This window comes from Bacillus badius NBRC 15713 (assembly GCF_001591605.1).
In the GTDB taxonomy this organism is placed as follows: Bacteria; Bacillota; Bacilli; order Bacillales; family Domibacillaceae; genus Pseudobacillus; species Pseudobacillus badius.
In genome coordinates this window covers 1-22,615 of record NZ_BCVF01000009.1, presented here as the reverse complement: position 1 = coordinate 22,615, position 22,615 = coordinate 1, and the positions used below count along the sequence as shown (strand labels likewise).

At 42.0% G+C, this 22,615-nt stretch carries 20 protein-coding genes; 11 read left to right on the top strand and 9 right to left on the bottom strand.

Translation table 11 applies throughout. The features are described from left to right. Positions 1 to 127: 127 nt before the first annotated feature. Positions 128 to 2,419, top strand: coding sequence for an S-layer homology domain-containing protein (locus tag BBA02S_RS06600; protein WP_231557205.1), 2,292 nt, complete (start codon positions 128 to 130; stop codon positions 2,417 to 2,419). A gap of 147 nt (positions 2,420 to 2,566) precedes the next feature. On the opposite strand, the gene BBA02S_RS21690 is transcribed toward BBA02S_RS06600, so the two are convergent. From BBA02S_RS21690 to BBA02S_RS06585, 3 genes are all read right to left on the bottom strand, one after another. Further along, complete coding sequence (locus BBA02S_RS21690; protein ID WP_041114156.1) at positions 2,567 to 2,788, bottom strand: YunG family protein; 222 nt, start codon at positions 2,786 to 2,788, stop codon at positions 2,567 to 2,569. A 169-nt stretch (positions 2,789 to 2,957) separates the two neighbouring features. Continuing rightward, positions 2,958 to 3,395: a hypothetical protein gene (locus BBA02S_RS06590; protein WP_041098855.1), complete on the bottom strand. Its 438-nt coding sequence runs from the start codon at positions 3,393 to 3,395 to the stop codon at positions 2,958 to 2,960. Between the two features lie 37 nt (positions 3,396 to 3,432). After that, the gene (locus BBA02S_RS06585; RefSeq protein ID WP_041114157.1) at positions 3,433 to 3,900 is read right to left on the bottom strand and encodes a hypothetical protein; all 468 of its coding nucleotides are present in this window, start codon (positions 3,898 to 3,900) and stop codon (positions 3,433 to 3,435) included. 480 nt (positions 3,901 to 4,380) lie between these two features. On the opposite strand from BBA02S_RS06585, the gene BBA02S_RS06575 reads away from it, so the two are divergent. After that, positions 4,381 to 5,139 (top strand): IclR family transcriptional regulator, encoded by a 759-nt coding sequence (locus tag BBA02S_RS06575; protein WP_041114159.1) that lies wholly within the window; start codon positions 4,381 to 4,383, stop codon positions 5,137 to 5,139. Between the two features lie 127 nt (positions 5,140 to 5,266). Here the strand turns inward: BBA02S_RS06575 and BBA02S_RS06570 are convergent, their stop codons facing one another. Continuing rightward, the gene (locus tag BBA02S_RS06570; RefSeq protein WP_041114160.1) at positions 5,267 to 6,262 is read right to left on the bottom strand and encodes a 5-oxoprolinase subunit C family protein; all 996 of its coding nucleotides are present in this window, start codon (positions 6,260 to 6,262) and stop codon (positions 5,267 to 5,269) included. Then, the gene (gene pxpB, locus BBA02S_RS06565; protein ID WP_041114161.1) at positions 6,259 to 7,008 is read right to left on the bottom strand and encodes a 5-oxoprolinase subunit PxpB; all 750 of its coding nucleotides are present in this window, start codon (positions 7,006 to 7,008) and stop codon (positions 6,259 to 6,261) included. The genes BBA02S_RS06570 and pxpB overlap by 4 nt, the downstream gene beginning before the upstream one ends. Before the next feature lie 289 nt (positions 7,009 to 7,297). Between pxpB and BBA02S_RS06560 the strand changes: the two genes are divergently transcribed. From BBA02S_RS06560 to BBA02S_RS06550, 3 genes are read left to right on the top strand one after another with little or no spacing between them, the layout of a single operon-like run. Further along, positions 7,298 to 8,059, top strand: coding sequence for a LamB/YcsF family protein (locus BBA02S_RS06560; RefSeq protein WP_041114162.1), 762 nt, complete (start codon positions 7,298 to 7,300; stop codon positions 8,057 to 8,059). Positions 8,060 to 8,073: 14 nt separating this feature from the next. Further along, positions 8,074 to 9,300 carry an NRAMP family divalent metal transporter gene (locus tag BBA02S_RS06555; RefSeq protein WP_041098868.1) on the top strand — a complete coding sequence of 409 codons (1,227 nt, stop codon included), beginning with the start codon at positions 8,074 to 8,076 and terminating at the stop codon, positions 9,298 to 9,300. 20 nt (positions 9,301 to 9,320) lie between these two features. After that, on the top strand, positions 9,321 to 10,112 hold the full coding sequence (locus BBA02S_RS06550) for a putative hydro-lyase (RefSeq protein ID WP_041098870.1): 792 nt from the start codon (positions 9,321 to 9,323) through the stop codon (positions 10,110 to 10,112). Positions 10,113 to 10,380: 268 nt separating this feature from the next. Here BBA02S_RS06550 and spoIIP read toward each other — a convergent pair whose 3' ends face one another. Further along, positions 10,381 to 11,520: a stage II sporulation protein P gene (spoIIP, locus tag BBA02S_RS06545; RefSeq protein WP_041098872.1), complete on the bottom strand. Its 1,140-nt coding sequence runs from the start codon at positions 11,518 to 11,520 to the stop codon at positions 10,381 to 10,383. Between the two features lie 1,348 nt (positions 11,521 to 12,868). On the opposite strand from spoIIP, the gene BBA02S_RS06540 reads away from it, so the two are divergent. The 4 genes from BBA02S_RS06540 to BBA02S_RS06525 all read left to right on the top strand — a co-directional run bounded on the left by BBA02S_RS06540 (position 12,869) and on the right by BBA02S_RS06525 (position 15,335). After that, positions 12,869 to 13,666 (top strand): ParA family protein, encoded by a 798-nt coding sequence (locus BBA02S_RS06540; RefSeq protein WP_041098874.1) that lies wholly within the window; start codon positions 12,869 to 12,871, stop codon positions 13,664 to 13,666. Continuing rightward, a complete protein-coding gene (locus BBA02S_RS06535) occupies positions 13,650 to 13,934 on the top strand; it encodes a hypothetical protein (RefSeq protein ID WP_041098876.1) in 285 nt (94 codons plus the stop codon). Before BBA02S_RS06540 ends, BBA02S_RS06535 begins: the two co-directional genes overlap by 17 nt. 318 nt (positions 13,935 to 14,252) lie before the next feature. Further along, positions 14,253 to 14,666: a VOC family protein gene (locus BBA02S_RS06530; RefSeq protein ID WP_052477366.1), complete on the top strand. Its 414-nt coding sequence runs from the start codon at positions 14,253 to 14,255 to the stop codon at positions 14,664 to 14,666. A gap of 306 nt (positions 14,667 to 14,972) precedes the next feature. After that, positions 14,973 to 15,335, top strand: coding sequence for a VOC family protein (locus tag BBA02S_RS06525; protein ID WP_041114163.1), 363 nt, complete (start codon positions 14,973 to 14,975; stop codon positions 15,333 to 15,335). Between the two features lie 386 nt (positions 15,336 to 15,721). Here the strand turns inward: BBA02S_RS06525 and BBA02S_RS06520 are convergent, their stop codons facing one another. Continuing rightward, the gene (locus tag BBA02S_RS06520) at positions 15,722 to 17,518 is read right to left on the bottom strand and encodes a transcriptional regulator (protein ID WP_041114164.1); all 1,797 of its coding nucleotides are present in this window, start codon (positions 17,516 to 17,518) and stop codon (positions 15,722 to 15,724) included. A 715-nt stretch (positions 17,519 to 18,233) separates the two neighbouring features. On the opposite strand from BBA02S_RS06520, the gene BBA02S_RS06515 reads away from it, so the two are divergent. Both BBA02S_RS06515 and BBA02S_RS06510 read left to right on the top strand, forming a co-directional pair. Then, complete coding sequence (locus BBA02S_RS06515) at positions 18,234 to 19,391, top strand: hypothetical protein (RefSeq protein ID WP_041098883.1); 1,158 nt, start codon at positions 18,234 to 18,236, stop codon at positions 19,389 to 19,391. Between the two features lie 582 nt (positions 19,392 to 19,973). Then, entirely contained in the window at positions 19,974 to 20,342 is a 369-nt protein-coding gene (locus BBA02S_RS06510) for an HsmA family protein (RefSeq protein ID WP_041098885.1), read from the top strand. A gap of 227 nt (positions 20,343 to 20,569) precedes the next feature. Here BBA02S_RS06510 and BBA02S_RS06505 read toward each other — a convergent pair whose 3' ends face one another. Both BBA02S_RS06505 and BBA02S_RS06500 read right to left on the bottom strand, forming a co-directional pair. Then, positions 20,570 to 21,025, bottom strand: a complete 456-nt coding sequence (locus tag BBA02S_RS06505) for a DUF2262 domain-containing protein (RefSeq protein ID WP_041098886.1) — start codon at positions 21,023 to 21,025, stop codon at positions 20,570 to 20,572. A gap of 635 nt (positions 21,026 to 21,660) precedes the next feature. Further along, positions 21,661 to 21,993, bottom strand: coding sequence for a hypothetical protein (locus BBA02S_RS06500; protein ID WP_052477364.1), 333 nt, complete (start codon positions 21,991 to 21,993; stop codon positions 21,661 to 21,663). Positions 21,994 to 22,615 lie beyond the last annotated feature (622 nt).

Here is a 22,615-nt window from a genome sequence, read left to right as displayed (position 1 = left end):
AAATATAACAACTTTGTATTATAAGTCAACTTCTTAAAGAAACTGACATTAGAATGTAATATAATCCCTGTTTTTCAATATGTTATACTTCATTTGTATATTTTTAATAATTAGGTAGAAAGGAGTAATGATGAGAAAACTAGCAACAAGTCTGGGCATAATCATCCTATTTCTCATACTGACCATTCCATCCGCTTTTCAAACTGCTAACGCTGCCAGCAGCCCAAGCATCGCTGAGCAAGTGAAAGCGCTTACTGATGCTGGCGTGTTAAAAGGCTATGATGATGGATCGCTTCAGCTCGATGCTCAAGTAACAAGAGGCCAATTTATTGCCTTTCTAGTGAGGGCATTAGACCTTCCGCCGGGAGATTCCGGATTTAAAGATGTTGGCACCAATCACAGCTTATATCCAGAAATCTCTGCTGCTAAAAAAGCAGGGCTGCTTGTTGGGACACTGGATGGGTATGCGCTGGCGAATCAATCCGTCACACGCTCAGATGTCGCTGTGATGCTGGATCGGGCCATGCAATTAAAAGGCGATTACACAAAGAAAGCGACGTTAACGTACAAAGACCAGGCACAGATTGGCCGCTATGCCTATGAATCTGTGCAGCGCATGACCTATTACGGATTAATTAAAGGCACGGAGGATAACTATTTCTTCCCGCAAAAAACCGCCACACGCGGCGAATCAATCCGGTTTGTCTACCGTTTCATGGACACGCTTCATTTATTTTCTTCTGACAAGGAACCGATTACCCCTCCTAAGCCAGCGGATTCTTCAGAAGTGGTCGTTCCAGTCAATGACTATCAGTATATTAAAGTGCGAATGAATACCCGAGGGGTGCCGTTGACTTATAACAAGCGCACGAAAGATGTACATATCCGTTCTGCCGATGAGCATTTCTATTACCATATGGGCAACGCGTCCAAGCCGCTCGGTTCACTGCGTGTTACATTGAGAAAGCTGGATAACGGTGATGTATTCGTCTTTACAAAATTCATTCATAACGGCGATAACACGTATTCGGCTTCCGTGATCGTTCCATTTCATCAGTCAGATAATTATACATTGGCCAAGTACAGTTCATTCGGTGAAGTCAATCAAACACATGACGGCACCTTCGGCGTGGATAAAACTTCTCATCCAACCGGCATTCTATCCGCTAAAAAAGGCCAAGCGGTGACCAATGAGATGATGATCAGCAAAAATTATGTATCACTTCATCGCCAAATGAAGTATGCCAATGGAGACAAATCCGTTCTTCGTGAATTAGTCAATGAACTTGAGAGCTATAAGGTGTATACAGATACGGCACGAAATCTGGTTACTGCCCATGTCAATATGTCCATTAGAGGGAAAGCCATCTCAGAAAATTGGGTGCTGCTGTCCGACAAGCGCCTCTTTGCTGACAACACGAACCGGGATAACTGGTTTAAGCGGACCATTGAGCAATATACAACCATAAATAATTGGCTGACAGCCGACGGAGCCTATACAAAGCTTCCATGGTCGATTGAACCGTCCTACCAGATGGGGTATGGGCGCAACATCGGCAGAATGCAGGGCGGCGTCTATTTAACTGCTTATAATGGAAATAAAGAGCGCTATTTTTACGATCTTGTAGTGAATGCAATCGCAGACCTGGATGTTTTTTCAGGCGGTGCTCTCACTGCTAGGAAAAACCCTATTTTTCCGACGGAATACACTAGTACCTGGCTGAAAAAAGCATACGGCACGACCGCCCCTTATTTTGATACGAGATTGAATGAAAATGCAGCGCTCTTCTTGAAAAACACATCGGAGTCTTTGTCTATTCAAGAGCTTACAGGAGCCAATTTCCGTTATGCGGATTATCTCGTTCAGCAAAAGAAATTAGGGAATACCATTCCGGTAACAGCCTCCAGCTACTTAATTTCTGATTACTACGGATTAGGAAACGGGCAAACGAAAACACATGCCTCCCTGAATCATGCACTTGGGGAAATGAGGTTTTTATTGGAAACGTATAAGCAGACAAAAAATGATGCTTATTTAAAGACCGCTCGCGAAATAAAAGCCGGCATTGAACACTTGCATCCAAAGTGGATTCGCTCAAACGGCGACCTTTGGTACCAGGTCAATCCGAACCTGACCTTTGCGGGTTCAGACTATCCTCATTTAACTTTAATGGACTTGCTATTAAGCCAAAACGTATTTGCGGAAACCGGCATCCCGCGCAGCGCGATTTTTGATGAATTGATTCGCACGAAAACAAAGTACATGGTCGCTAACAATGTCCCGATTCCTTCCTTCGCCGTTCAGCTTCTGCGTGAACAAGGATTCGGAGGCCTGATTAACGATAAGTACAAAGCATCGACAAGAAAAGCAGACGTAGAAAAACGTCCGAAAGACGACCTTGATCTGCTCGCAGAATAAAAAAACAGACTCGTTGAAACATTGTCTGTTTTCTCCTGCCTCAAATGTTATTTAGAAACATCCGCCAGAAAGAATAAGCTTTCTGGCGGATGTTTTGCTTTTTTACGAAGAGATACTTTTCGATCACTTGTTGTTCTTGCCAACCTTTCATTGTTGTTTGTTCATGAACCAGTGAACGTTTGATTGTAAGTAACGATATGGAGAGTCGTTCGTGTCTTGAAAAGCCTCCTCCCTGTTTGAAATGATATCTTCATAATGAATGGGGGAGAAAAATGGTTTTCTCGTCAAATCATCTCTCCTCCCATTCATCCAATTATAAAAAGCCCCACCGTCTTTCATTCGTGTCTTAACGATGTCTCCTCCGAGAATGTCATAATCATTTCATTATACATAAAAAGGGGACCTCGCTTCATAAAGGGAAAACGTCTAGTTAAAAGGCATGAATCCGGTCAATACCGAATTCATGACTTGGAGAGCTGGTCTTCTTGTCTAGCGTTTAGAGCGGAATCCTTTTATTTCCATTCTCTTTTTAATTCACTTATCGCATTCCCATCGCAGTGAAATCAACGTCCAGATCCTTTTGGATGACACGGTCATTTACAAATTCAAACGTAATATATTTAAACCCTTGTACGTTAAAAGCGACAACAAAAGCGAAGGTGTCGTCCGTGTTGCTTCCAAAACCGCCGCAGGAGCAACGAGCAAATTCTAATGGCCGAAATGCCTGGATCATCACCGGATTGGCAGCTCCAGGAGGAAGAGATACGAAAGGAGGGTTATAGCGAACGGTATATACGCCTGGTTTTTGAGCGTTTTTAGTAACGGTGAAATCTCCCTCTTTTTTTTGCGGATTTTGCCCGTTCGCCGGAATAAAACCAGCGACAATGGCCGGTTGCGGCAGAGAAACAGCTTGACAGCAATCACATTGGCAGCCATTGGGATGGTTATGGCTGGATCGGCTTTTCCTTAGTGGCATGTTACCACCTCCTTTTTATTGAAATAAGCCTGCAGCATTAAACGGAATTTGGAACCAGGCCAAACGCCGCGAATTGAACATCAAGGTCCTTTTGGATGACTTGGTCATCAATGATTTGGAAAGTAACATACTTAAACCCATCCGGGCTATAATTGAGTACATAAGCGAATACATTAGCGTTGCCTCCAAAAATGAAGTCGCTGCTGTTGCATACTAATGGAAGAAATGCTTGTGTCATTACAGGGGCCGGCAATCCTGGAATAAGTGCAGCGAAGGGGGGATTATAGCGGACGGTGTAGACTCCGGGAGCCTCCGCACTTTTAGTAACGGTAAAGTCTCCCTCTATTTTTTGAGAGATTTGGCCATTTGCTCTTATAGAACCTGAGATGGTTTTGCCGACTAATGCAGGAGTTGGCTCGGATGGGCAGCAGCCGCAGGAGCCATGATTAGCTTGGCAGCAATCATGGCTATCATCGCCGTTGCTTCTGTTTTTTCTCGTAGACATGTTATCACCTCCTCTGTTTACTGAGACAAGCCTTTTTCCGGCAACACCCCCGGTTTATGCAAACTTGTCTCCTAATATATAATATGTTTTCGCATCAAGGAAGGTTGGACAAAAGGAATGCCTATCTAATAAAAACATAGAATGCTATTTGGTAAGAATAGCTGTTTTATTCAGCGGCTTTATCTATGTTCCCTAAGTCTACGAAACAGCTCGTGCAGCTAGCAAAAGCCTCCCCTTCCTTACACTTAAAAGAAAAAGATCACCGCTCTTCTTCTCTATGGACTGTTCCTGCTATGCGGCTCCTGCTAAGTAAAGAACAACTAACAAGCGGATTCCTTCCTTTTCAAAAATTTGCTATGATACTATTAAACGATGTGAATGCCCCTTCTTTGCTTTCCATGCCACTCGCTGGTTGGATAGCGGCTCCGTCTTCCAGGATGAACAGTTGGGATGAGGGCCTCTATATAAAGGAGAGAAGTCATGTACAGTAAAAACAAAACCGTTGTCCGGTCGATGGACATTTTAAACCTCTTTATCAATCACGCGGAATTGACCTTCCAAGAGATCATTGATTTATCCGGCATTCCGAAAACGACCGTTTACCGGATGCTGATGTCGTTGGAGGAAATGGGACTTCTGGAAAAAGGGACTGATGCAAAATACCGGTTAGGCTTAATGTTTCTTAGCTTTGGCCATCTTGTTTCTTCGCGGCTGGATATTCGGCGCATAGCCCTGCCAGTGATGCAAAAATTGCATGATGAAGTAGATGAAGCAATTAATTTGATTATTAGACAAGAGGATGAAGCCATCTATATTGAGAAGATTGATACCCATCAAAAGGTTCGCCTGTACACAGCCATCGGCAGAAGAAGCCCGTTATATGCCGGAGCCTGCTCCCGGGTAATTTTGTCCTTTTTGTCTCAGGAAGAAATTGAGCGCTATGTGGATGAAGTGGAGCTAAAGCCTTTTGCTGCGGGGACGATTACCGATAAAGAGCGGCTTTGCGAAACCATTCAGCAAACGAAAAGAGACGGATATGCCATCAGCCACTCTGAATTAGAGAACCATACTTCTGCGATTGCCGCTCCTATTTTCAACCATAAAGGAGAGATCGTAGCCGGAATCAGCATGGCGGGGATTGAAGCGCATTATCAAGCGGAACAGGTGCCCCTTTTCGCCGAGAAGGTGAAGGAGGCGGCCAGACAAATCTCAGAGCGCTTGGGCTACCGGCACGCTTAAAAACCATCCTTTGTTTCTGCTTTCCAGGGACAGAGGATGGTTTTTCATTTATATAGGTTTCGCTGTTCAACTCTACATGGTGTATACCTGAAAAATCGGCCGTGTCATTTTCCAATAACCTTTCTCCTTATGAGTAAAGCTCTTTAAAACGAATGCCCATTTTAATTTCATGAATGACCTGTTCTTTCCTTAATAATTCCCTTTCCGCCGCTTCCAACGAAATCTCTTGAAAATGTACCTTTGCCTTAGGCTGCAGCTGGGCCATAGTTGACAAATCGGCAGAAATAATTTGTCCGATTTTCGGATAACCGCCTGTTGTTTGGCGGTCTGCCATTAAGATAATCGGCTGCCCACTCGGCGGCACTTGAACGGTCCCTTTCGTCACCCCTTCAGATAATAGTTCATCGGGTGCCGCTAAAGAAAGAGCAGTTCCTTCCATCCGGTAACCCATTCGATCGGCGTGAGTAGTCACATGATAAGGCTGGCTAAAAAATGCCGTTTGACTCTTTGTATCAAACCGGTCAAAATCAGTTCCCCGAATGACCCGAATAAGTTGCTCCTGCTTTAAACTAACAAGAGCCTCATAATTAACAGCCCACGGCACATCTTCATCGCTTTTGCTTAAGGCATTCCATAGAGACAGGTTTGATTGATTGCTCTTCCCGCACATAAGCACATCATTTTTTTGCAATGCCCGGCCTCGAAACCCGCCAATGCCCGCACGGAGATAGGTGCTTTTGCTGCCCATTACCTCTGGAACCGCAATCCCGCCGGCAATAGCTACATATGCCCGGCAGCCTTTTACAGGAGATTTAAATTGCAGCACCGAGCCCTTTCTTACCAAGAGGGGTCTCCATGTTGGAGCTTTTTCCCCATCGAGCACAGCCAGCAAATCCCCGCCGGTAATCGCAATCATGCATTCTCTTTCAAAGGATAAGGACGTGCCCCATAAGGTGATTTCGAGCGCCCCTTCATTTTCCTGGTTTCCGACTAGCAAATTGGCTACGCGCAACGAATAAGCGTCCATCGCTCCGCTTGCAATGACGCCGTATTTTTGCGCTCCATATCTTCCCAAATCCTGTACAGTTGTCAACAGACCTCCATTCAGCACCCTGATCGTCATCGCTTTCGCTCCTTATAAGCCTTGTATTCTTCAGAAGACATGCTGACAAACCTCACTCGGTCTCCAGCCTGCAGCAGCGTTGGCGGAAACGAATCCGGACGAAACAGCTCCAGAGGCGTGCGGCCAATGATCTGCCATCCTCCTGGCGTCTCAAGCGGATAAACACCTGTTTGCTTGCCGGCAATTCCGACAGAGCCGGGTGCGATAGCCAATCGGGGATTTTCCCTGCGCGGCGTAGCAATTCTTTCATCCATCCCGCCCATAAACGGAAAACCGGGAGCAAAGCCGATCATATAGACTAAACACTCATTTTGCGTATGTATTTGAATAACTTCTTCTGCCGATACATGATGGAACGCGGCTACCGCCTCTAAATCAGGCCCGTACTCGCCTCCATATAAAACGGGAATTTCAATTAGCCTTGCTTCCGCCTCTTTCCTCTCATCTACTTGTTCAAGCAGCTTATTGATTTCTTGGCAAACAGCTTCAAAAGACGTCAGCAGTCGATCAGTCCTCTCCCCGTATTTGGATTGATTCTGCTGAACGGCTACGGGATCATAATAAACAGTAATGTTATGAAAAGCCGGCACGGATTCAATAAATCCCTTGAATGGCTGAGCTTCTAATATTGTTGAGAGCGCTCTCACTTTTTGATGAATAGAAGGGGTTATGCCTTCACCCAGCTGGACGATCAATGCAGAGTCACCTAAAGGTTTTATGTCGATCTCTGTAAAAGAATGACTCATATTAACACCCCTATTAGTTTCATTATTCGGTACAAATGTTTTTAAAAATGGATTATTTTAAATTATAAAGAGGACAAAAAGAAAAAACAAGCGCAAAAAAGCCAATATTACGTCAGTTCTGTATTTTCTATTAATCCGACAAGAAAGTCTATTCAGACATTTTGTTTTATGCTACAATGACTTTACATTTCAAAACTAAAGTTCCTAATTACGGAACTTTAGTTATTTTTACTGTAAACGCTTTCGTTTTAGGCAGCGCTCTGAAAAAAAGTCTGCAGGGAGGAAAATGATGTTTCAAGTAGATTTGAATTGCGACATTGGAGAAAGTTATGGCCGCTACAGGCTGAGAGAACAGAAGGAAATCTTGAGGTATGTGACCTCTGCCAATATTGCTTGCGGATTTCATGCGGGTGACCCTGGCGTGATGAGAGAAACTGTTCGGCTAGCTATCGACAACGGAGTGAAAGTTGGCGCGCACCCAGGCCTGCCGGATCTGAACGGTTTCGGGCGGCGGGAAATGAAAATTACAGCACAAGAAGCTTATGATATGGTCGTTTATCAGGTCGGCGCTCTTCAAGGCTTTTTATCTGTACATAATGAAACGATGCAGCACGTAAAACCCCATGGCGCTTTATATAATATGGCGGCCAGGGACGCTTCATTGGCCGAGGCGATTGCTCAAGCTGTATACGATATTTCCCCGTCACTTGTTTTATTTGGCCTGGCGGGAAGTGAATTGACAAAAGCGGGAGAAAAAATTGGTTTGCCAACCGCACATGAAGTGTTTGCCGACCGTACGTATCAATCAGACGGAAAGCTGACGTCCCGCTCAGAGCCTGGCGCCTTGATTACAGATCAGGAACAGTCTGTGTCACAGGTAGTGAAAATGGTAACAGAGGGAACAGTCATCTCTCAGCAAAATATTGCTGTTCCCTTAAAAGCAGATACCGTTTGCATCCATGGCGATGGAGAGCATGCACTCGCTTTTGCCAAATACATCAAGGACACTCTGGAAAAACACTGCATTTCTATTCTTTCAATTATTAACTAGATAGGGGCATCTATATGGCAGAACTGAAAAGAGAAACCGTTGTAAAAACAAAGAAAAAAACCAGCAATAGGAGTGTTTTGCTCGGCGCCGCTTTTTTAATGGCTACTTCCTCCATCGGTCCGGGCTTTCTCACTCAAACAACCGTCTTTACCCAGCAGCTGGCCGCAAGCTTTGCCTTCGTTATTTTAATTTCTTTAATTTTAGATGTTTTTGCCCAAATGAATGTTTGGAGGATTATTGCTGTTTCAGGCTTGCGCGGACAAGAGATTGCTAACAAGGTATTGCCGGGATTAGGCGTATTTTTGGCCGTCTTAATTGTGATGGGAGGGCTTGCCTTTAACATTGGCAATATTGCCGGGGCGGGTCTCGGGCTCAATGCCATGCTTGGCATTCAACCCATTACCGGAGCGATAATTAGCGCGGCGTTCGCCATCTTCATTTTTATCGTAAAAGAAGCCGGAAAAGCGATGGACCGGATTGCCCAGGCAGCTGGCTTTGTCATGATCCTGCTGATGATGTATGTAGCACTCTCTACCTCCCCTCCTGTCGGGGAAGCGCTCGCCAATACGGTAAAACCGGAAAAAATCAGTATACTAGCCATTGTCACGCTTGTTGGCGGAACAGTTGGAGGATATATCACCTTTGCCGGCGGGCATCGTTTGTTAGACGCAGGAATTAAGGGGATTGATTCTTTGCCGGAAGTAACGAAAAGCTCGATTATGGGAATTACAGCGACAGGAATTATGCGGATTGCTTTATTCTTGGCTGTACTCGGCGTCGTTTCGCAAGGGCTGGCAATTGATCCAGACAACCCGCCAGCTTCTGTTTTCCAACTGGCTGTCGGCGACATCGGCTATAAAATATTTGGTGTCATTATGTGGGCCGCTGCCGTTACCTCTGTTGTAGGAGCAGCCTATACTTCTGTCTCATTTATTCGTTCGTTCAGCCCGGCACTGGAAAAATACCACAATTGGGTCATTATCCTGTTTATCCTGGTCTCTACGGCAACGTTTGCGTTAGTCGGACGCCCTGTGAAAGTCCTACTGCTAGTCGGTGCCCTTAATGCGCTCATTCTGCCGCTTTCATTAGGAACGTTGCTGATCGCCGCTTACAAGAAAAATATTGTCGGAGACTATAAACATCCATTATGGCTGACCATCACGGGCGCATTCGTCGTTATGATTATGGGATGCTTGGGAATAATGACACTATTTGAACAGCTGCCATTGCTATTTAAATAATCTTCATGGGAGGTTTAGAAATGATACATGCTGACCAGATGTCTGCCAGCCAGATTAGGGAGCTTATTCGGAAACAAGAGATCACTGGACCGACTGCGGGCATGGCCAATGGATTTGCCCAAGCTAATTTGGTCGTTTTAAAAAAAGACTGCGCTTTTGATTTCCTGCTGTTTTGCCAACGGAATCCTAAGCCCTGCCCTTTGCTCGATGTAACCGATCCTGGTTGCTTTCATCCCAAAAAAATCGCTGAGAAGGCAGATATTCGCAAAGATCTTCCTAAATACCGCATCTATAAAGAGGGCATCTTCACGGAGGAAACGACCGATATAACAGAATACTGGGAAAACGATATGGTCGCCTTCTTGCTGGGCTGCAGCTTTACATTCGAAACGGCGCTACTAGCCAATGGCCTTCCGGTTCGGCATATTGAGGAACATAAAAACGTTCCGATGTATAAAACAAATGTTTCATGTGAAAAAGCAGGCATATTTGACGGTCCTATGGTTGTCAGCATGCGGCCTATGCTGCCTAAGGAGGCAATCCGCGCCACTCAAATTACCACCCGCTTCCCTGCCGTGCACGGTGCGCCTATCCAGATTGGCGAGCCGGGCCAGATTGGCATCACCGATCTTTCCGAGCCGGATTTTGGCGAGGCCGTCACCATTCGCGAAGGAGAAGTTCCCGTTTTCTGGGCTTGCGGCGTAACGCCTCAGGCAGTGGCTTTACAAAGCAAGCCGCCGCTCATGATTACCCACGCTCCCGGTCATATGTTTATTAGCGATATACGAGATGAAGATCTTAGTGTGCTGTAAAGGCGGCGCCGTTTAAAAACATGAGCGAAGGAAAAGTCTGCTTTCATCAAAAAGAACCGTTCTCCTTTCTTTATTGCTACAGGAGAGAACGGTTCTTTTTATTGGATAAAACGGTTCTGCTTGGTTTTATGTAGCCCCTCATTTTTTAAATCTTATGTGTAGAAGCTATGTATGAAAGAAAGAAGGAAGGAAACAACATTAAAATAAAAGAAGAAATAAACGTTCCTTTATTAAAGTTGAAAACAGGAGGTGAAGGATGAACACTCTTTCACTCACCTTCTCCCCCTACTCTCTTGGCCTTCCGGTAATATTCATTTATAGCATAGGCTAACGCCTTAGTCGTATTGCGCAATTCATCCATGTTGTTATCAACGCCCCCTATCTCAATGAGAATCGAGCGCTGGGATAAATCTTGATTATAGACTCCATCCACGCCTTTTCCGCTTTTGCCAATAATCCCCCTGCTTAAATGAGGGTACTGCTGCTGCAGAATGTTATGGATGGCTTTTGCTAGGCTAAGGTTCTCATTGAAGTTAGGATTGTTTTTGCCGACAACAAATACGACTTTGGCATAGCTTTTATTATTAATAGAAACGGTGGTATTCTTCTTTCTTAAAGAATCTCGATGCAGGTCAATAAAATATTGTAAATCCCCGTTTTCGGCCATGGCTGCTTGAACGAATGTCCGGGACACTTTATATGATCTGGTTGTTTTCCATCCTTTCCTTTTCAGCTCTTCCCCCATATTCGTTTTATCTACCGTTACGCCCAATCCCAGATTTTCAAGTTCCTTCCCGAGCATTTCGCCGACTGCCGTAACATTCATTTTAGAATCAACAGCTTTATCAGCATCCGGGTTTCCTTCCAGACCGAGCAATGGCAAATAAGACTCCCAGCTATGGGTGTGGTAAATATAAAAACTCTTCCGCTTGGGCGGATTCACTTTCCCCCTATCTGGGTCAGGCTCTGTTGGCGGATCTTTGGCTGTATCCGTTGTGTTAAGCGTATCCTCTAAGGGAGGAGCCGACTCAATAGGAAGAGTAGCAAAATTAGTTCCTTTCCCAGTAACGAGGATTTCATCTTTATAGATTTCAAACCCTGGCAACTCATTTCCCACTAAACTGCGAACATCTCCTATGTTGATATTCGTCGCTAACTCAAACCCTAGCGAAATAATAGAGGATGGATTCTTTTTGACATGATTAGAAGAAAAAGCAGGAAGCTCGGCTGCAAGCATCGTCATCAAAATAGGCGGAGAAACTGTCTCTACATTTTTCTGCAAATACTCATACACAGCTTGTCTTTCCCTCGAAAAAATACTTGCGGCAAGAATGAAAGCGCATATAAGAAATAACAGACTGACCACTAGCAAAGAAAAGTTCGAAGCATTATCATCTCTATTCGTCATTGGTCACCCTCTTCGTTTCTGCCTTTACTAAAAAGTTATGCATCCACTTCAAGGGCTGATGACAAAAACGTGAATAGAAACAGCTTCTTCTTTGCCTTGTACTAAAAAAGTATTCTTTTCTTTATTTATTGAAAAGAACTTATCAACGTTTATTGAAAAGAAGAAAACAACGAAACAAAGAATCAATTTATTACTTATTTTTGAGAAGACAGGAGGATGATTAGCTTCTCCTATACGTGAGTAATAAAAAACTCTATGGTGAACATGTGAAGGATGAGACCTGTCACGTTTGTCTAATCGTGCCTTTGCTTCTCCCTTCTGAAAGCTCCTGGCCAATCTCTGCTTTCAGTGAAGAAAGGACAGACAAAAAGTATTTAAGAAGAAAACAACGTTGGAAGGAAAGAAGGTATAAATATTTCTTGTTTTAATCTAGAGCATTCACCTTCACGAAAACAAAGCCTCTTGCTTTATTTTTTCTGAGAGGCCCACCAGCTTTTAAAGTGAACGGATTGGCCGGCACCTCCTCTCTGACATCTCGGACCACATCCACGACAGGAAACATGCAAGAAAAAAAATAGACTCTCATGCACTAGCCTGGAGAAAGACGTCTAGAATCATTTAGCAAATTAGAATCTTTCTTTATTTAAGGGAAAGAAAGTATAAACGTTTATTCAAAAGAAGAAAACAATGCAATAAAATTAACATCGGGCTTGTTCTGGTTAAAAGAGGGCTTTCAGTTACTCTTTCAGCATCAAGGCCGTACGTACATAAGGAAGAAGCGTGCGCACAAGAAGGACTCTATTAAAATCAGCTGTTCCTTCTTTCATTAGCCAGACCCCAGGAGAATACATCAAATAAAAAGATATAAAGAAAGAAAAGAAGAAAACAACGTTGTAAATGTAAAGTGGATCTTATACAGCACTGGCCTGGGGCCTTATGTTCGGGTTGCCAAAGCCCATTTCGCTGGTCCTTACTCTCCAATTGTAATTACTGCCTATACAACGATTCTGTTTTTAGAAGCAAACTAGCTGCTTGCACTTCATCAATAGCGCAAACAAACGACTTAAGAGGATATTCTCTAACATAAAAACCAATCAAACATCCAAACAACGTTTATTAAAAAGAAGAAAAGAAGAATGGTTTTTTTAGCTGTCTTATAAACAAATGAGACAGCTTTTCTGCATTCGTGCTTTGCAACAAAGAGCCTCTCAAAGTATGATACGTATAGAAGCTCTTTTATCGATCCTCTTAATCTAGGAAAAGAAATGAAAAAGTGGAAGGGATACAGGATTCAGTGTAGAATGAATAAAAGAAGAAAACAATATTGGAAGAAAGGAAGATATGAACATTGGCTATTACAATTACAATGGGAATCCAAAAAGGGGGCTGCGGAAAGTCAACGACAACAGGCATCCTCTCTCACCTGATGCAGGAAGATGGCTATCGTGTCCTCGCCGTAGATATGGATAGTCAAGGGAATTTAACCGAACTTCTAAGCGGGCAGCCTGCCAATGAGTTTATGGGAAAATCCGTCCTAGAAGCGATGCAGCAGCGCGATATCAAGAGCTATATCGTTCCGGTCAATGATCATCTGGATTTATTGCCTGCTAATAACTTCCTGGCAACCATGCCCCGGTGGATCTATACAGGCCGCACCTATCAAGGAGAAACCATTCCTGCAGGTGAAAAACCAATCCTCGTTCTTGATCAAGCATTAGAACAAGTGCGCGACCAGTATGATTTTATCGTGATTGATACGCCGCCGTCACTTTCTGAACAAACAACCAATGCACTTTGCGCCAGCGAATACGTCGTCGTGATGTTCGAATGTTCAAACTGGAGCTACTCCGCTATCCCAAACTTTATGGACTCTGTCACCAGCGCCAATGAATTAGGGAACCGCGGCACTCAAGTATTAGGAATTTTGCGGACTATGAATGATGTAAGACGCAGTGATGCAAAAGCTTTTAATGAGCTGATTGCAGAAGATTATCCGGATGAGGTATTTGAGACGATCATTACACGCAAAGCTCCTATTGGAAGACTTTCTTTATATGGATTCAATGAAAATACAGAACTGAAACAAGCACTGGAGCAATATCGAAATTTCTACAAGGAGCTGATCCAACGTGTCAAAGGTGAATGACATTAAAAACAGAAAACGCCTGCAGAAAACCATTACGCCTACACAGGCATTAGCTGAAACCATTGAAGAAGATAACAACATTCCTTTAAAAGAAGAAATAAACCAACCAAGAAAGGAAGAAAAGAAAGTGGAGAGAAAGCGTGTATCTTTTGATTTACGAACGGATTTACATAAAGAGCTGAAAATGCAGTCACTCATTCAGGAAAAAAACATCTATATTCTCATTGAAGAAGCCTTAGAAAAATATTTAAAAGAAGCAAAAAATTAAATAACTCAAAAGATAGTGATCCAAATTAGCAGTGCTGCTTGATCGAAAAAGCTGGCGGCGCTCCATTAGTTAGGATATCACTATCTTTTTCTTTAGAAATGAATGACATGATTTCACTCTGCTCTATTCAGAAGAATTATTTCTTCTTTTCTTCCTATAAACGTTTATTCGTATAAATATTTTTTGTTCTAGCTGTGCATTTGCTTATCTCTTCGGAAAAGATAGAGATCCGTTTGTACTTGCATAGAGCAGCAAACAAAGACTCCTTCCTTTATACTTATTATTGAATGTCACAAGGAAGGGGAGAGAAGAGAATTGATACACGAACAATGGCCAAATGAGCTAGAGGTGGCACAAGTAAGAATAGCGCGCCCCACTCATCAGTTAAAGGAAATTGAACGATTTTATTGCGAAGGAGTCGGGCTGAATAAAATTGGCTCCTTTACTGATCATCAAGGCTATTCGGGACTTATGCTGGGACTGCCGAATGCTGCCTATCATTTGGAGTTTACGGAACATGTTGACGGCAGCCCGTGCCCGGCCCCTACAAAGGATAATCTGCTTGTACTGTATATGCCAAATATTGAAGGGATTCAGCGTATGGCAAAACGTTTGGAGCATATGGGCTATCCGGCAGTGGAGCCGGAGAATCCTTATTGGCTGGAAAGAGGGGTAACTGTGGAAGATCCAGATGGCTGGCGTATCGTTTTGATGAATACCTCTGGAATCTAAGAACTCTGTAAAGTTAGCAAAAGCATCGCTCCCGCAGCGAATTCGCGGGAGCATTGCTTGTCAGTTTTCATTCTTGAAACTCTTGAGAACGTTTATTTGTATTTCAGCTTGGTTCCTTACAACGAAGCTCTAATCAGTGAATCAATCGTTTTAGAATAAACGTTTCTTCTTTTCTTTAAAAGTTTATTTGTATATTTCTATAAAAGTTCTTCTTGGCATATGCACATACATACTCCTCTTATCCTGTGGAAAAATTTTCATAATGACGCTATTATAGGTAAGAAGGATAGAGGAGGAGGGCTCGATATGATTGTTGGATTACATCACGCACAAATCACCATTCCAAAGGGAGCGGAAAAAGAAGCGCGGCATTTTTATTGTACAGTGTTAGGATTAGAGGAGATAACGAAGCCAGACGCTTTAAAAAAACGCGGGGGCTTTTGGCTGCAAGTCGGTGACAAACAAGTTCACATTGGAACAGAGGAAGGAGTAGACCGCCACATTACAAAAGCTCATTTAGCTTATCAAGTGACGGACCTTTTCTACTGGAAGGAAGTATTAGAAAATAATAACATCCCTATACTTAGCTCTGTCCCGATTCCTCACTTTGAACGTTTTGAATTCAGGGATCCTTTTGGCAATCGTGTTGAAATGATCAAAGAAGTATAAACAACGTTTTCTGTCTCACACATAATCACCCATTTTACGAGCTGTTTTTAACAGCGCGCTTTCTGCTGTCATCTAGTTTATTTGATTTGGGAAAGGAAGATGAGGATCAAATGGATTTAATGCTATTTAAAAACCAATCTTCCTATATTTTTTTCTTCGTTTCTTCCTTCTTTCCATTCTTCTTTTCTAGATATGAAGAAACAAATAAATATTTTTCGGGTAACTCTGTTAAAAATAGCATCCATTCCGCTGCGGGGAGTCGCCTTCTTCAGCTTCTTGCATGAACGACTGAGAAGCCCTTATGAACTACCGGAGGACTGTATAAAGAAAAGAAAAGAAAAGAAAAGCCAAGTCTAGTCTAAGACTTGGCTTTTCTTTATACAGGATTACTCTTCCAATTGCGATTTTTTTAGCCATTGAACAATTTTTAAATCGTTCTTTTTATTTCTTCTTTTGGTTTCTTTATTTTCAAAGCGCTTTAACGTGTTATAGCCGATGCCAATTTCCTTGGCCGCTTTTGCAAGAGACAGCCCGCGCCGTTCTCTTTCTGCGATCACCATCTCAGCCGTTAAGGAATCTTCTGTAATTTCCGGGGCGGGCTCTTCTTTCCCAATCACCGGCTGGGACGGAGCAGGGGCAGTTTCTCTCCCCACGGCAGCTTTTTTGACCACAGGTTCAAATGATGCCGGTCTTCCTCGTCGCTGTCCCATTTCCTGAATAATCACCGGCTGGGTAAGTGATTCAATCATTTGGTTGATTGCTAAAGAATCCACCTGATGCTGATCCTGTAATATAGATAGCTTTCTTTTGTTTTTTTCCAGCATTTCCGCTGAAGGAATAATAGCCACTTTCAGTCCGTGAAAATAGGACAGCCAGCCCGTTTTGCCAAACAAGCTGAAATCCACCGGCTCTGTGAAATACCAATCCTTCACAATTCCCTTCGCCTTTAACTCGTCTAAAGCTTTGACAAAACGGTCATACATATCCAATCCTCTCATTCTGACTGGAAAATCAATTTCACGTACGAGCGTTTTAACCGTAAATGGCTGGTATAAGTTATTTTTGGATAGGCGGATAAACCATTGCGTCGCAAGATAACGCGATAAACGCTTCTCCGGACGCTGCCGGACAGGATGGAACTCAAGCGCGCTCAAATCAATAATGCCTAAGCGCTTATTCTCATTTAAGAAGGACGTCAACAAAGAGGTCGGTTTAATTTGACAAGCATAAATGCCTAAAAACTTATCGTTTTCATCATAGGCCGCCCGAACTTTTCCTACTTCAAACATTTTCTGAAAATCCCGGTACTTATACTTTTTACTTTCCTTCAAATCACTTTCATCGACCTCAATGACTTCTCCTTCTTTCAAGGAAATCCAGATATTTGACAAAGCCTTCACTCGGGACATAATGTTAAAGCGATCTCGCTCCCGTACCTCCAAGCTGCTGTTTGGATCCACCAGGTTGCTTCTCAGCTTGAGCGCATCATTGGAATGGAAATATAAATAGCCGTCTTCATCTTTCGGAGCAAAGAGAAATAAAAAGCAAATAATATCAAAGATATCAGCCGTCATTTCATCCATGGCACTAAAAGCGGTGCGAAGCTTGTCCCAGTATTCTTGCTCTTCATCTGTAAAAGGCATGTCCAGTCCTCCCGCTACATTCACGCGTGCCATTCCATGGACATTGCCACGGGAATCTTTAATTTCCGCTTGAAACACATCGTCCGACTCTCCAGCCGACACAAACGCTTTAGGCTGCGTCACAATGTTTCTTACGAGATGAAACTGATAGTCCATGCTAGATACTAAATGCCGTTCTTCTTTTGCTAATTGAACAGCTGCCTCATTCACACTTAAGTGGACATCGAGCGGAAAGTCCTCGTTAACGTACTCGCCAATCTGCTCAAGCACATGCTTATGGTGCTCCTTGAAAACCTCGCGTATATTTTCCTGTGTGACTTTTTTATTTACTAACAGAGAGCGTACAATCTCACACAAATAATCAAAGCTTCTATATGTTTTCTGATTATCAAACGTTTGATTGATCTCTTTCATTACATACTGCTGCCATTCCTCAATAATGAAGCTATTTGAAAAATACCGCTGAACCTCTTCTAATACGGCCAGTTTAAAAAAATCATCACTAAGTGCGAGCTTATTAGGGTTAATATATTCATTCATGCTATCTCTCCCCAAGTCGTTCTGTCTATGTGGTCTCTTCATTATGCCAGTTCTTTCTGCAAAATGGCAACTTGCCACTTTACAGGTCAAATAGAAAAGGCGCCGGCGGCCGTTCGCTAACATGAGCTTGCCATTCCCCACTAAACTTTCCATTTCTCGTCCTACCCGTGCACTTTGCCTTTCCACTTTCCGTTTTCCTTCGTCTTACCCGTGCATCTGTCTTGCCATTTTCCATTCTGTTCTGTCCTACCCGTACACCTTTTCCACTTTTATTTTACTAAACATGGATAAAAAGCGCCTGATTCAGTCGAAAATTGCCGCTTTTTTGCCATTTATCGTCCTACCCGTGCACCTTTCTTGCCATTTTACTTTTCCCTCCGTCCTACCCGTGCACCTTTTTTTTGCCATTTTAAAATTTCTCCGTCCTACCCGTGCACCTTTTCAAAAAGGCGACTTTCAGAAAAAGTGATTAAATCAACGTTTTAGCTGTTTTTTTTTAAACAGCCTTTCCATTTTCACCTTGCCACTTTCCATTTTGCTCCGTCCTACCCGTGCACTTGAAAAAAATTTAAAAAATCGCTGAGCCCTTGTCCTGACTGGGCTGAACAGCGATTAAAAATTTGCCACTTTTCTCTTAGAGAGCGCCTTTTTGGAAAAGGGGGTCGTGTATAATAGACATACTTATACATAAAACGCTAGAAGGGAGGGTATGAAGATGGCAAAATTCCGTAAACAAAACAAACGGCAATTAGTGAAAATGGACGGTTTCCGTTTTCCGCATCAGCTGCTAGAAGAGCTTCGGACTTTTCAAAAAGACAAAAATAAGCAAGTTCCGGCAAGTGCCTATGCCGTTCTTTTGTCCATTCTGAAACAAATTCACATCGAAAAGAACAGCCAGGGCAAAGTCCAGGAATTTAATCTGGCTTTTTGGAGCAAGAAGCTGCACGTGGCTTATTCAACGATGCATGCTGGACGAAAGTTTTTAGAAGAGCATGGCTTTCTCTATGAGGAGGTCTTGGCAAACGGCTTGCCTGCATGGGTGCTGGCGAACTATAAAGAGTATACAACACCTGAACTGAAAGCCGGTCATGAATTAAACTACTTTATTGTCCCTCATACTCTCCTGGACACAACCATTGTGGCAGAATTCGTGCGCACATCTAATCCAGAGGCGTTTGAATTAATGTTTTCCCTGTTCAACCAATTTCGCCACGGAATCGCCAAGCTTGATCATAAAAACGAAGTAGCCGCACTTGAACAATCACGGACAATGGCGACGTTAAAAGACAAATTAAAAAAACGGGCAAAAGGGGTAAGGGAAGTATTAGCCATTTTGCAGCCTTTGTTCGAGGTGGAATATACAGGCGTGCAAGTGCGCGGCCGTCAGCTATGGATTCGCAAAGTCCTGTTTCGCTTAAAATCTGAATGCGTGAAAGAGAACACAGATGAATTTCATGTCGAGCCGCTTCTAGCCAAGTTCCAGGAAAATACGCTTTATGTACTGGATGGACTGAAGCTGCGCTACAAACCAAGGGATCTCTTTGACATTATGCTATCCTTTAAACAAGAGGTGCTTGATATTGTCAAATTCCTGATCGATGAAAATGAAAGTGAAGGACGTTATACATACCGTGATGCATGGGCAGAGAGCTTATTTTTCCGCTGCCTGGATCAATTTGAACAGCATATTAAAACGCAAATGAGCAAAAGAGGGAAATTCTCGTTCCATACGTCCATCGGCGCCTATTTCCGGACGATTTACCGGCGAGAACTACCTCAAGAGTTAAAGAAAATTCCATATGATAAAGTTCATCAGGCCAAGTACACTGAATATCTCCAAACCGGAAAAGTACCTGCCTTGCATTGGATTTGAAGCCTTGTTTTTTAAAATTTTATTGAAACAAGGCTGTTTTCCGTGCTTAAAAAAGTTAACATGTCTCCATATGTTTTTTGTTTTTATCACCAGCGCTAAGTTTTTTTAAAGAAACGGGCTCTTTTTAAGAGCCCGTTTCTTTTTTCTTTCTCTATATATCAATAGATTGTCTGTTATCTTTTACTTGTATCAAATAATTGTCACTAATTTTTGTGAAAGACAAATGATTGCTTCTAAGTAGATTTTGATATCATTCAATTGCCTCTGAGCTGTGGATTATTCAATAGATAGCTTGTGGTCTTATGAATTTATCAAATACAGACTTCTTCGTTTCTGGAAAGAACCCATACAGGACAAGGGATGAACGCTCATTTAGAAAAGGACCTTATTAGTTCTGAGTATTTATTTTGATCTATCTTTTATAGAATTGATTATTTACTATTCTTTGATGTTTATACTTATAAAAAACGATGCTAAAAATGTAATGCAATATTCATTTTGCGTTCATATTCCTTTTTTATTATAAGCTCAAGCAGAAAAAAGTGATAAATCTGATCTTCTTAACTAAGAGGAGGAACAATTATGTTAATGTATGCAATCATTTTTATTACGTTGGCCCTTGTTTTTTATACAATTGGAGTGTGGGCAGAGAAATTTCAAAAACAGCTGAAAACTTGGCATGTATCGATCTTTTGGCTAGGTTTAATATGCGATACAGCTGGAACAACCATTATGGGGAAATTAGCCGAGGAAAGCTTCTTATTTAGTTTTCACGGCATTACCGGCTTATTGGCTATCTTGCTGATGTTATTCCATGCTGTCTGGGCAACCATTGTCATTGTCCGGAAAGACAAGCACATGCAAGTAAAGTTTCATACATTCAGTATTCTCGTCTGGGTGATTTGGCTGATCCCTTATATTTCAGGTGTTATTTTTGGAATGACTAAATAAGAATAGAAAGCGAACGGCTAAAAGCCTATACCTGTTTCTTCAAGGAGAGCAGGTATAGGCTTTTCTATAAGCAGATTTAAAGAAAATCTGCTGGGTTCAAGGGAGAAAACAGACATTTATCCAGGACCTGTTTGGTTGGATTATTTAAAAATTCTCAACATGCTCTCCCTCTGGAAAAAGAGAAAGGGAGATAAACAGAAGGGGAAGAGTTTGCTTTCCTGCCTTTCTTATATAGTAGCCTCCAGCAGTGAATAATGATCATCAAAACAAGCATGGACTCTATGTCCGCCGAACAAATCGCCGTCAAGATACTCACAATAAATGCTCTCAGTCTTAATGACAATGTCGTGCAGGGTGAGTGCTTCCGCAAATTCCCTCTCTGTAATATCGTAAAGCCCGTTGTCAACGGCTTCCCAATTTAAATCCTCATCGTTTTCATCATATTCAGGCCAACAATCATTTTTATAAGCAATCAATTTTTCTGCTATACGGGCTTTGGCTTTTTTGTCAAAATCCTCAAGGCAGACAAAAAGCTTTTCTGCCTTTTGAATTAGCACCGTGACATCGGCCGTTTCTTGCGCATCTAACTTCCAGTTTATTTTTCCAATTGTCCGTTCATATGCTGGATAAGATTCATTATAAATAAGCTGGCCCATTAATTTGCTGTGCACACTGTTTTTCATCATTTCCTTCCTTTCTGCTGCTTTATATTGATCTACGGCCTATTCTTTATCAAGAAAGGGAGATGTGCAACAGCGGCTGCGAGCCATGGCGTATCGCTTAACAAATGCGAGTTGCGGTTCATAAACATACACGCAAGACACCAATGGCCCAGGAGAAAGCAATAGATCACTTTTTCTGTTAGTAGTATTTAAAAAGAAGTTTGATTTTAAGCTTCCAACGTTGTTTTCTTCTTTTCTTCTTGTGAAAGAAGGTTGTTAAAATTTGATTTGTACAAAGGGAGACTATGCTGGCTGATTCAGGAAAATAATCTAGCGAATAGGAGGGGCCAATAAATGCTTAACGCAGGTACTCCTCCTCATCATTCCAATCAGTGAGGAATGATAATGAGGAGTGTCGGTGAAGATGCAGCTTTGAAATCCAGCGACAGCAAAAACATCCTTAAACCCGTTATTTTACGTTAAGTTAAAAGCAGTCATATTGAAAAAGGATTGATCAAAATGAAGTTTTTTATTTTAGCTAAGTATAAGATTTTTATAAAAAAGTTTAATCATTTTCACTTGTTGGTGACAAAATAATCCTCGGCTAATATTTTAATTACCTCGTAACCCCAAATAGAAAATGTCTTATATTTTTCCTATTCTTCTCTTGTAATAGGCCGCAATTCTTTAAAGCCCTTCAAAAGCATACACCCGTCAAACGATTCTTGAGAACGAAAATAGTCTGCTTCAATTTCGTCCAATGCTAATGGACGATGACCCAGAATCTTCCCATCTAGCCCTGTTTCGCGAATTGTTTTAATATGAACTGAACCTTGTTCAACGATTTTACATCCAACCAAATCTTCTGCAACAGGAGGATTTCCCCCAACCCATCCCATTAAACCTGCCAAGAACTGACCAGGGAGTAAATATTGATTCGTTGTAGGCTTAAACGGATACTCTACTTTAATTTTCATCACCGCCATCATTATATATACTCACTCTTTACTATAAATTTTGTATAATCCCTTCTTCAATTATCTGTCCCTTTAATGGAATAACTTTATTATCACTTAATCGGTTCTTAATCCACAAGAAAACCGACATCTTTTCTTTATAGAGAGAGGAAATTTCGGTTCATCTTTTCACAACCAGTTCAACTGTATTTCGAAGCCAAAGAAAAGGCTGTTAAGTTTCCTTTTTCTTGTGGGTCAAACAATCTCTCTCTTGATAAAATTAACTAATTCTTTCCTATATATATGATTTGTTCAGAGAGAGTTGATTTTAAAGAGCTATTCTGGATTGAGGAAAGAATTTAAATAATAGAAAGTTTAATTTGCTTATTCCAAACTTAAAAACTGAAGCAGCTTAATAGTATGCAGCTGGGTGAAAAGCGGCTGATGAGAAATGGACTTGTCAGTTAAAAAGTGTTTGAAATAGGATTGACTTTTTCTATTAAGCTATGATATATTTTTATCTGCTGCTAATACCAAATGAAAATTTAAAAAGAACCTAGTATCTTTTTAAAAAAAGTTTTGAAAAGCAGTTGACTTTAAAATGTATGCGTGCTATTATAATATAGCTGTCGCTGATAACGACAACGAATTGATC

Coding starts and splice junctions, on each gene's coding strand:
- BBA02S_RS06590 (WP_041098855.1), bottom strand. CDS start 3,395: ATGCCACTAAGGAAAAGCCGATCCAGCCATAACCATCCCAATGGCTGC.
- BBA02S_RS06525 (WP_041114163.1), top strand. CDS start 14,973: ATGATTGTTGGATTACATCACGCACAAATCACCATTCCAAAGGGAGCG.
- BBA02S_RS06510 (WP_041098885.1), top strand. CDS start 19,974: ATGTTAATGTATGCAATCATTTTTATTACGTTGGCCCTTGTTTTTTAT.
- BBA02S_RS06500 (WP_052477364.1), bottom strand. CDS start 21,993: ATGATGGCGGTGATGAAAATTAAAGTAGAGTATCCGTTTAAGCCTACA.
- BBA02S_RS06600 (WP_231557205.1), top strand. CDS start 128: ATGATGAGAAAACTAGCAACAAGTCTGGGCATAATCATCCTATTTCTC.
- BBA02S_RS06505 (WP_041098886.1), bottom strand. CDS start 21,025: ATGAAAAACAGTGTGCACAGCAAATTAATGGGCCAGCTTATTTATAAT.
- BBA02S_RS06560 (WP_041114162.1), top strand. CDS start 7,298: ATGTTTCAAGTAGATTTGAATTGCGACATTGGAGAAAGTTATGGCCGC.
- BBA02S_RS06585 (WP_041114157.1), bottom strand. CDS start 3,900: ATGTCTACGAGAAAAAACAGAAGCAACGGCGATGATAGCCATGATTGC.
- BBA02S_RS06515 (WP_041098883.1), top strand. CDS start 18,234: ATGGCAAAATTCCGTAAACAAAACAAACGGCAATTAGTGAAAATGGAC.
- BBA02S_RS06550 (WP_041098870.1), top strand. CDS start 9,321: ATGATACATGCTGACCAGATGTCTGCCAGCCAGATTAGGGAGCTTATT.
- BBA02S_RS06575 (WP_041114159.1), top strand. CDS start 4,381: ATGTACAGTAAAAACAAAACCGTTGTCCGGTCGATGGACATTTTAAAC.
- BBA02S_RS06570 (WP_041114160.1), bottom strand. CDS start 6,262: ATGACGATCAGGGTGCTGAATGGAGGTCTGTTGACAACTGTACAGGAT.
- spoIIP (WP_041098872.1), bottom strand. CDS start 11,520: ATGACGAATAGAGATGATAATGCTTCGAACTTTTCTTTGCTAGTGGTC.
- BBA02S_RS06520 (WP_041114164.1), bottom strand. CDS start 17,518: ATGAATGAATATATTAACCCTAATAAGCTCGCACTTAGTGATGATTTT.
- BBA02S_RS06555 (WP_041098868.1), top strand. CDS start 8,074: ATGGCAGAACTGAAAAGAGAAACCGTTGTAAAAACAAAGAAAAAAACC.
- pxpB (WP_041114161.1), bottom strand. CDS start 7,008: ATGAGTCATTCTTTTACAGAGATCGACATAAAACCTTTAGGTGACTCT.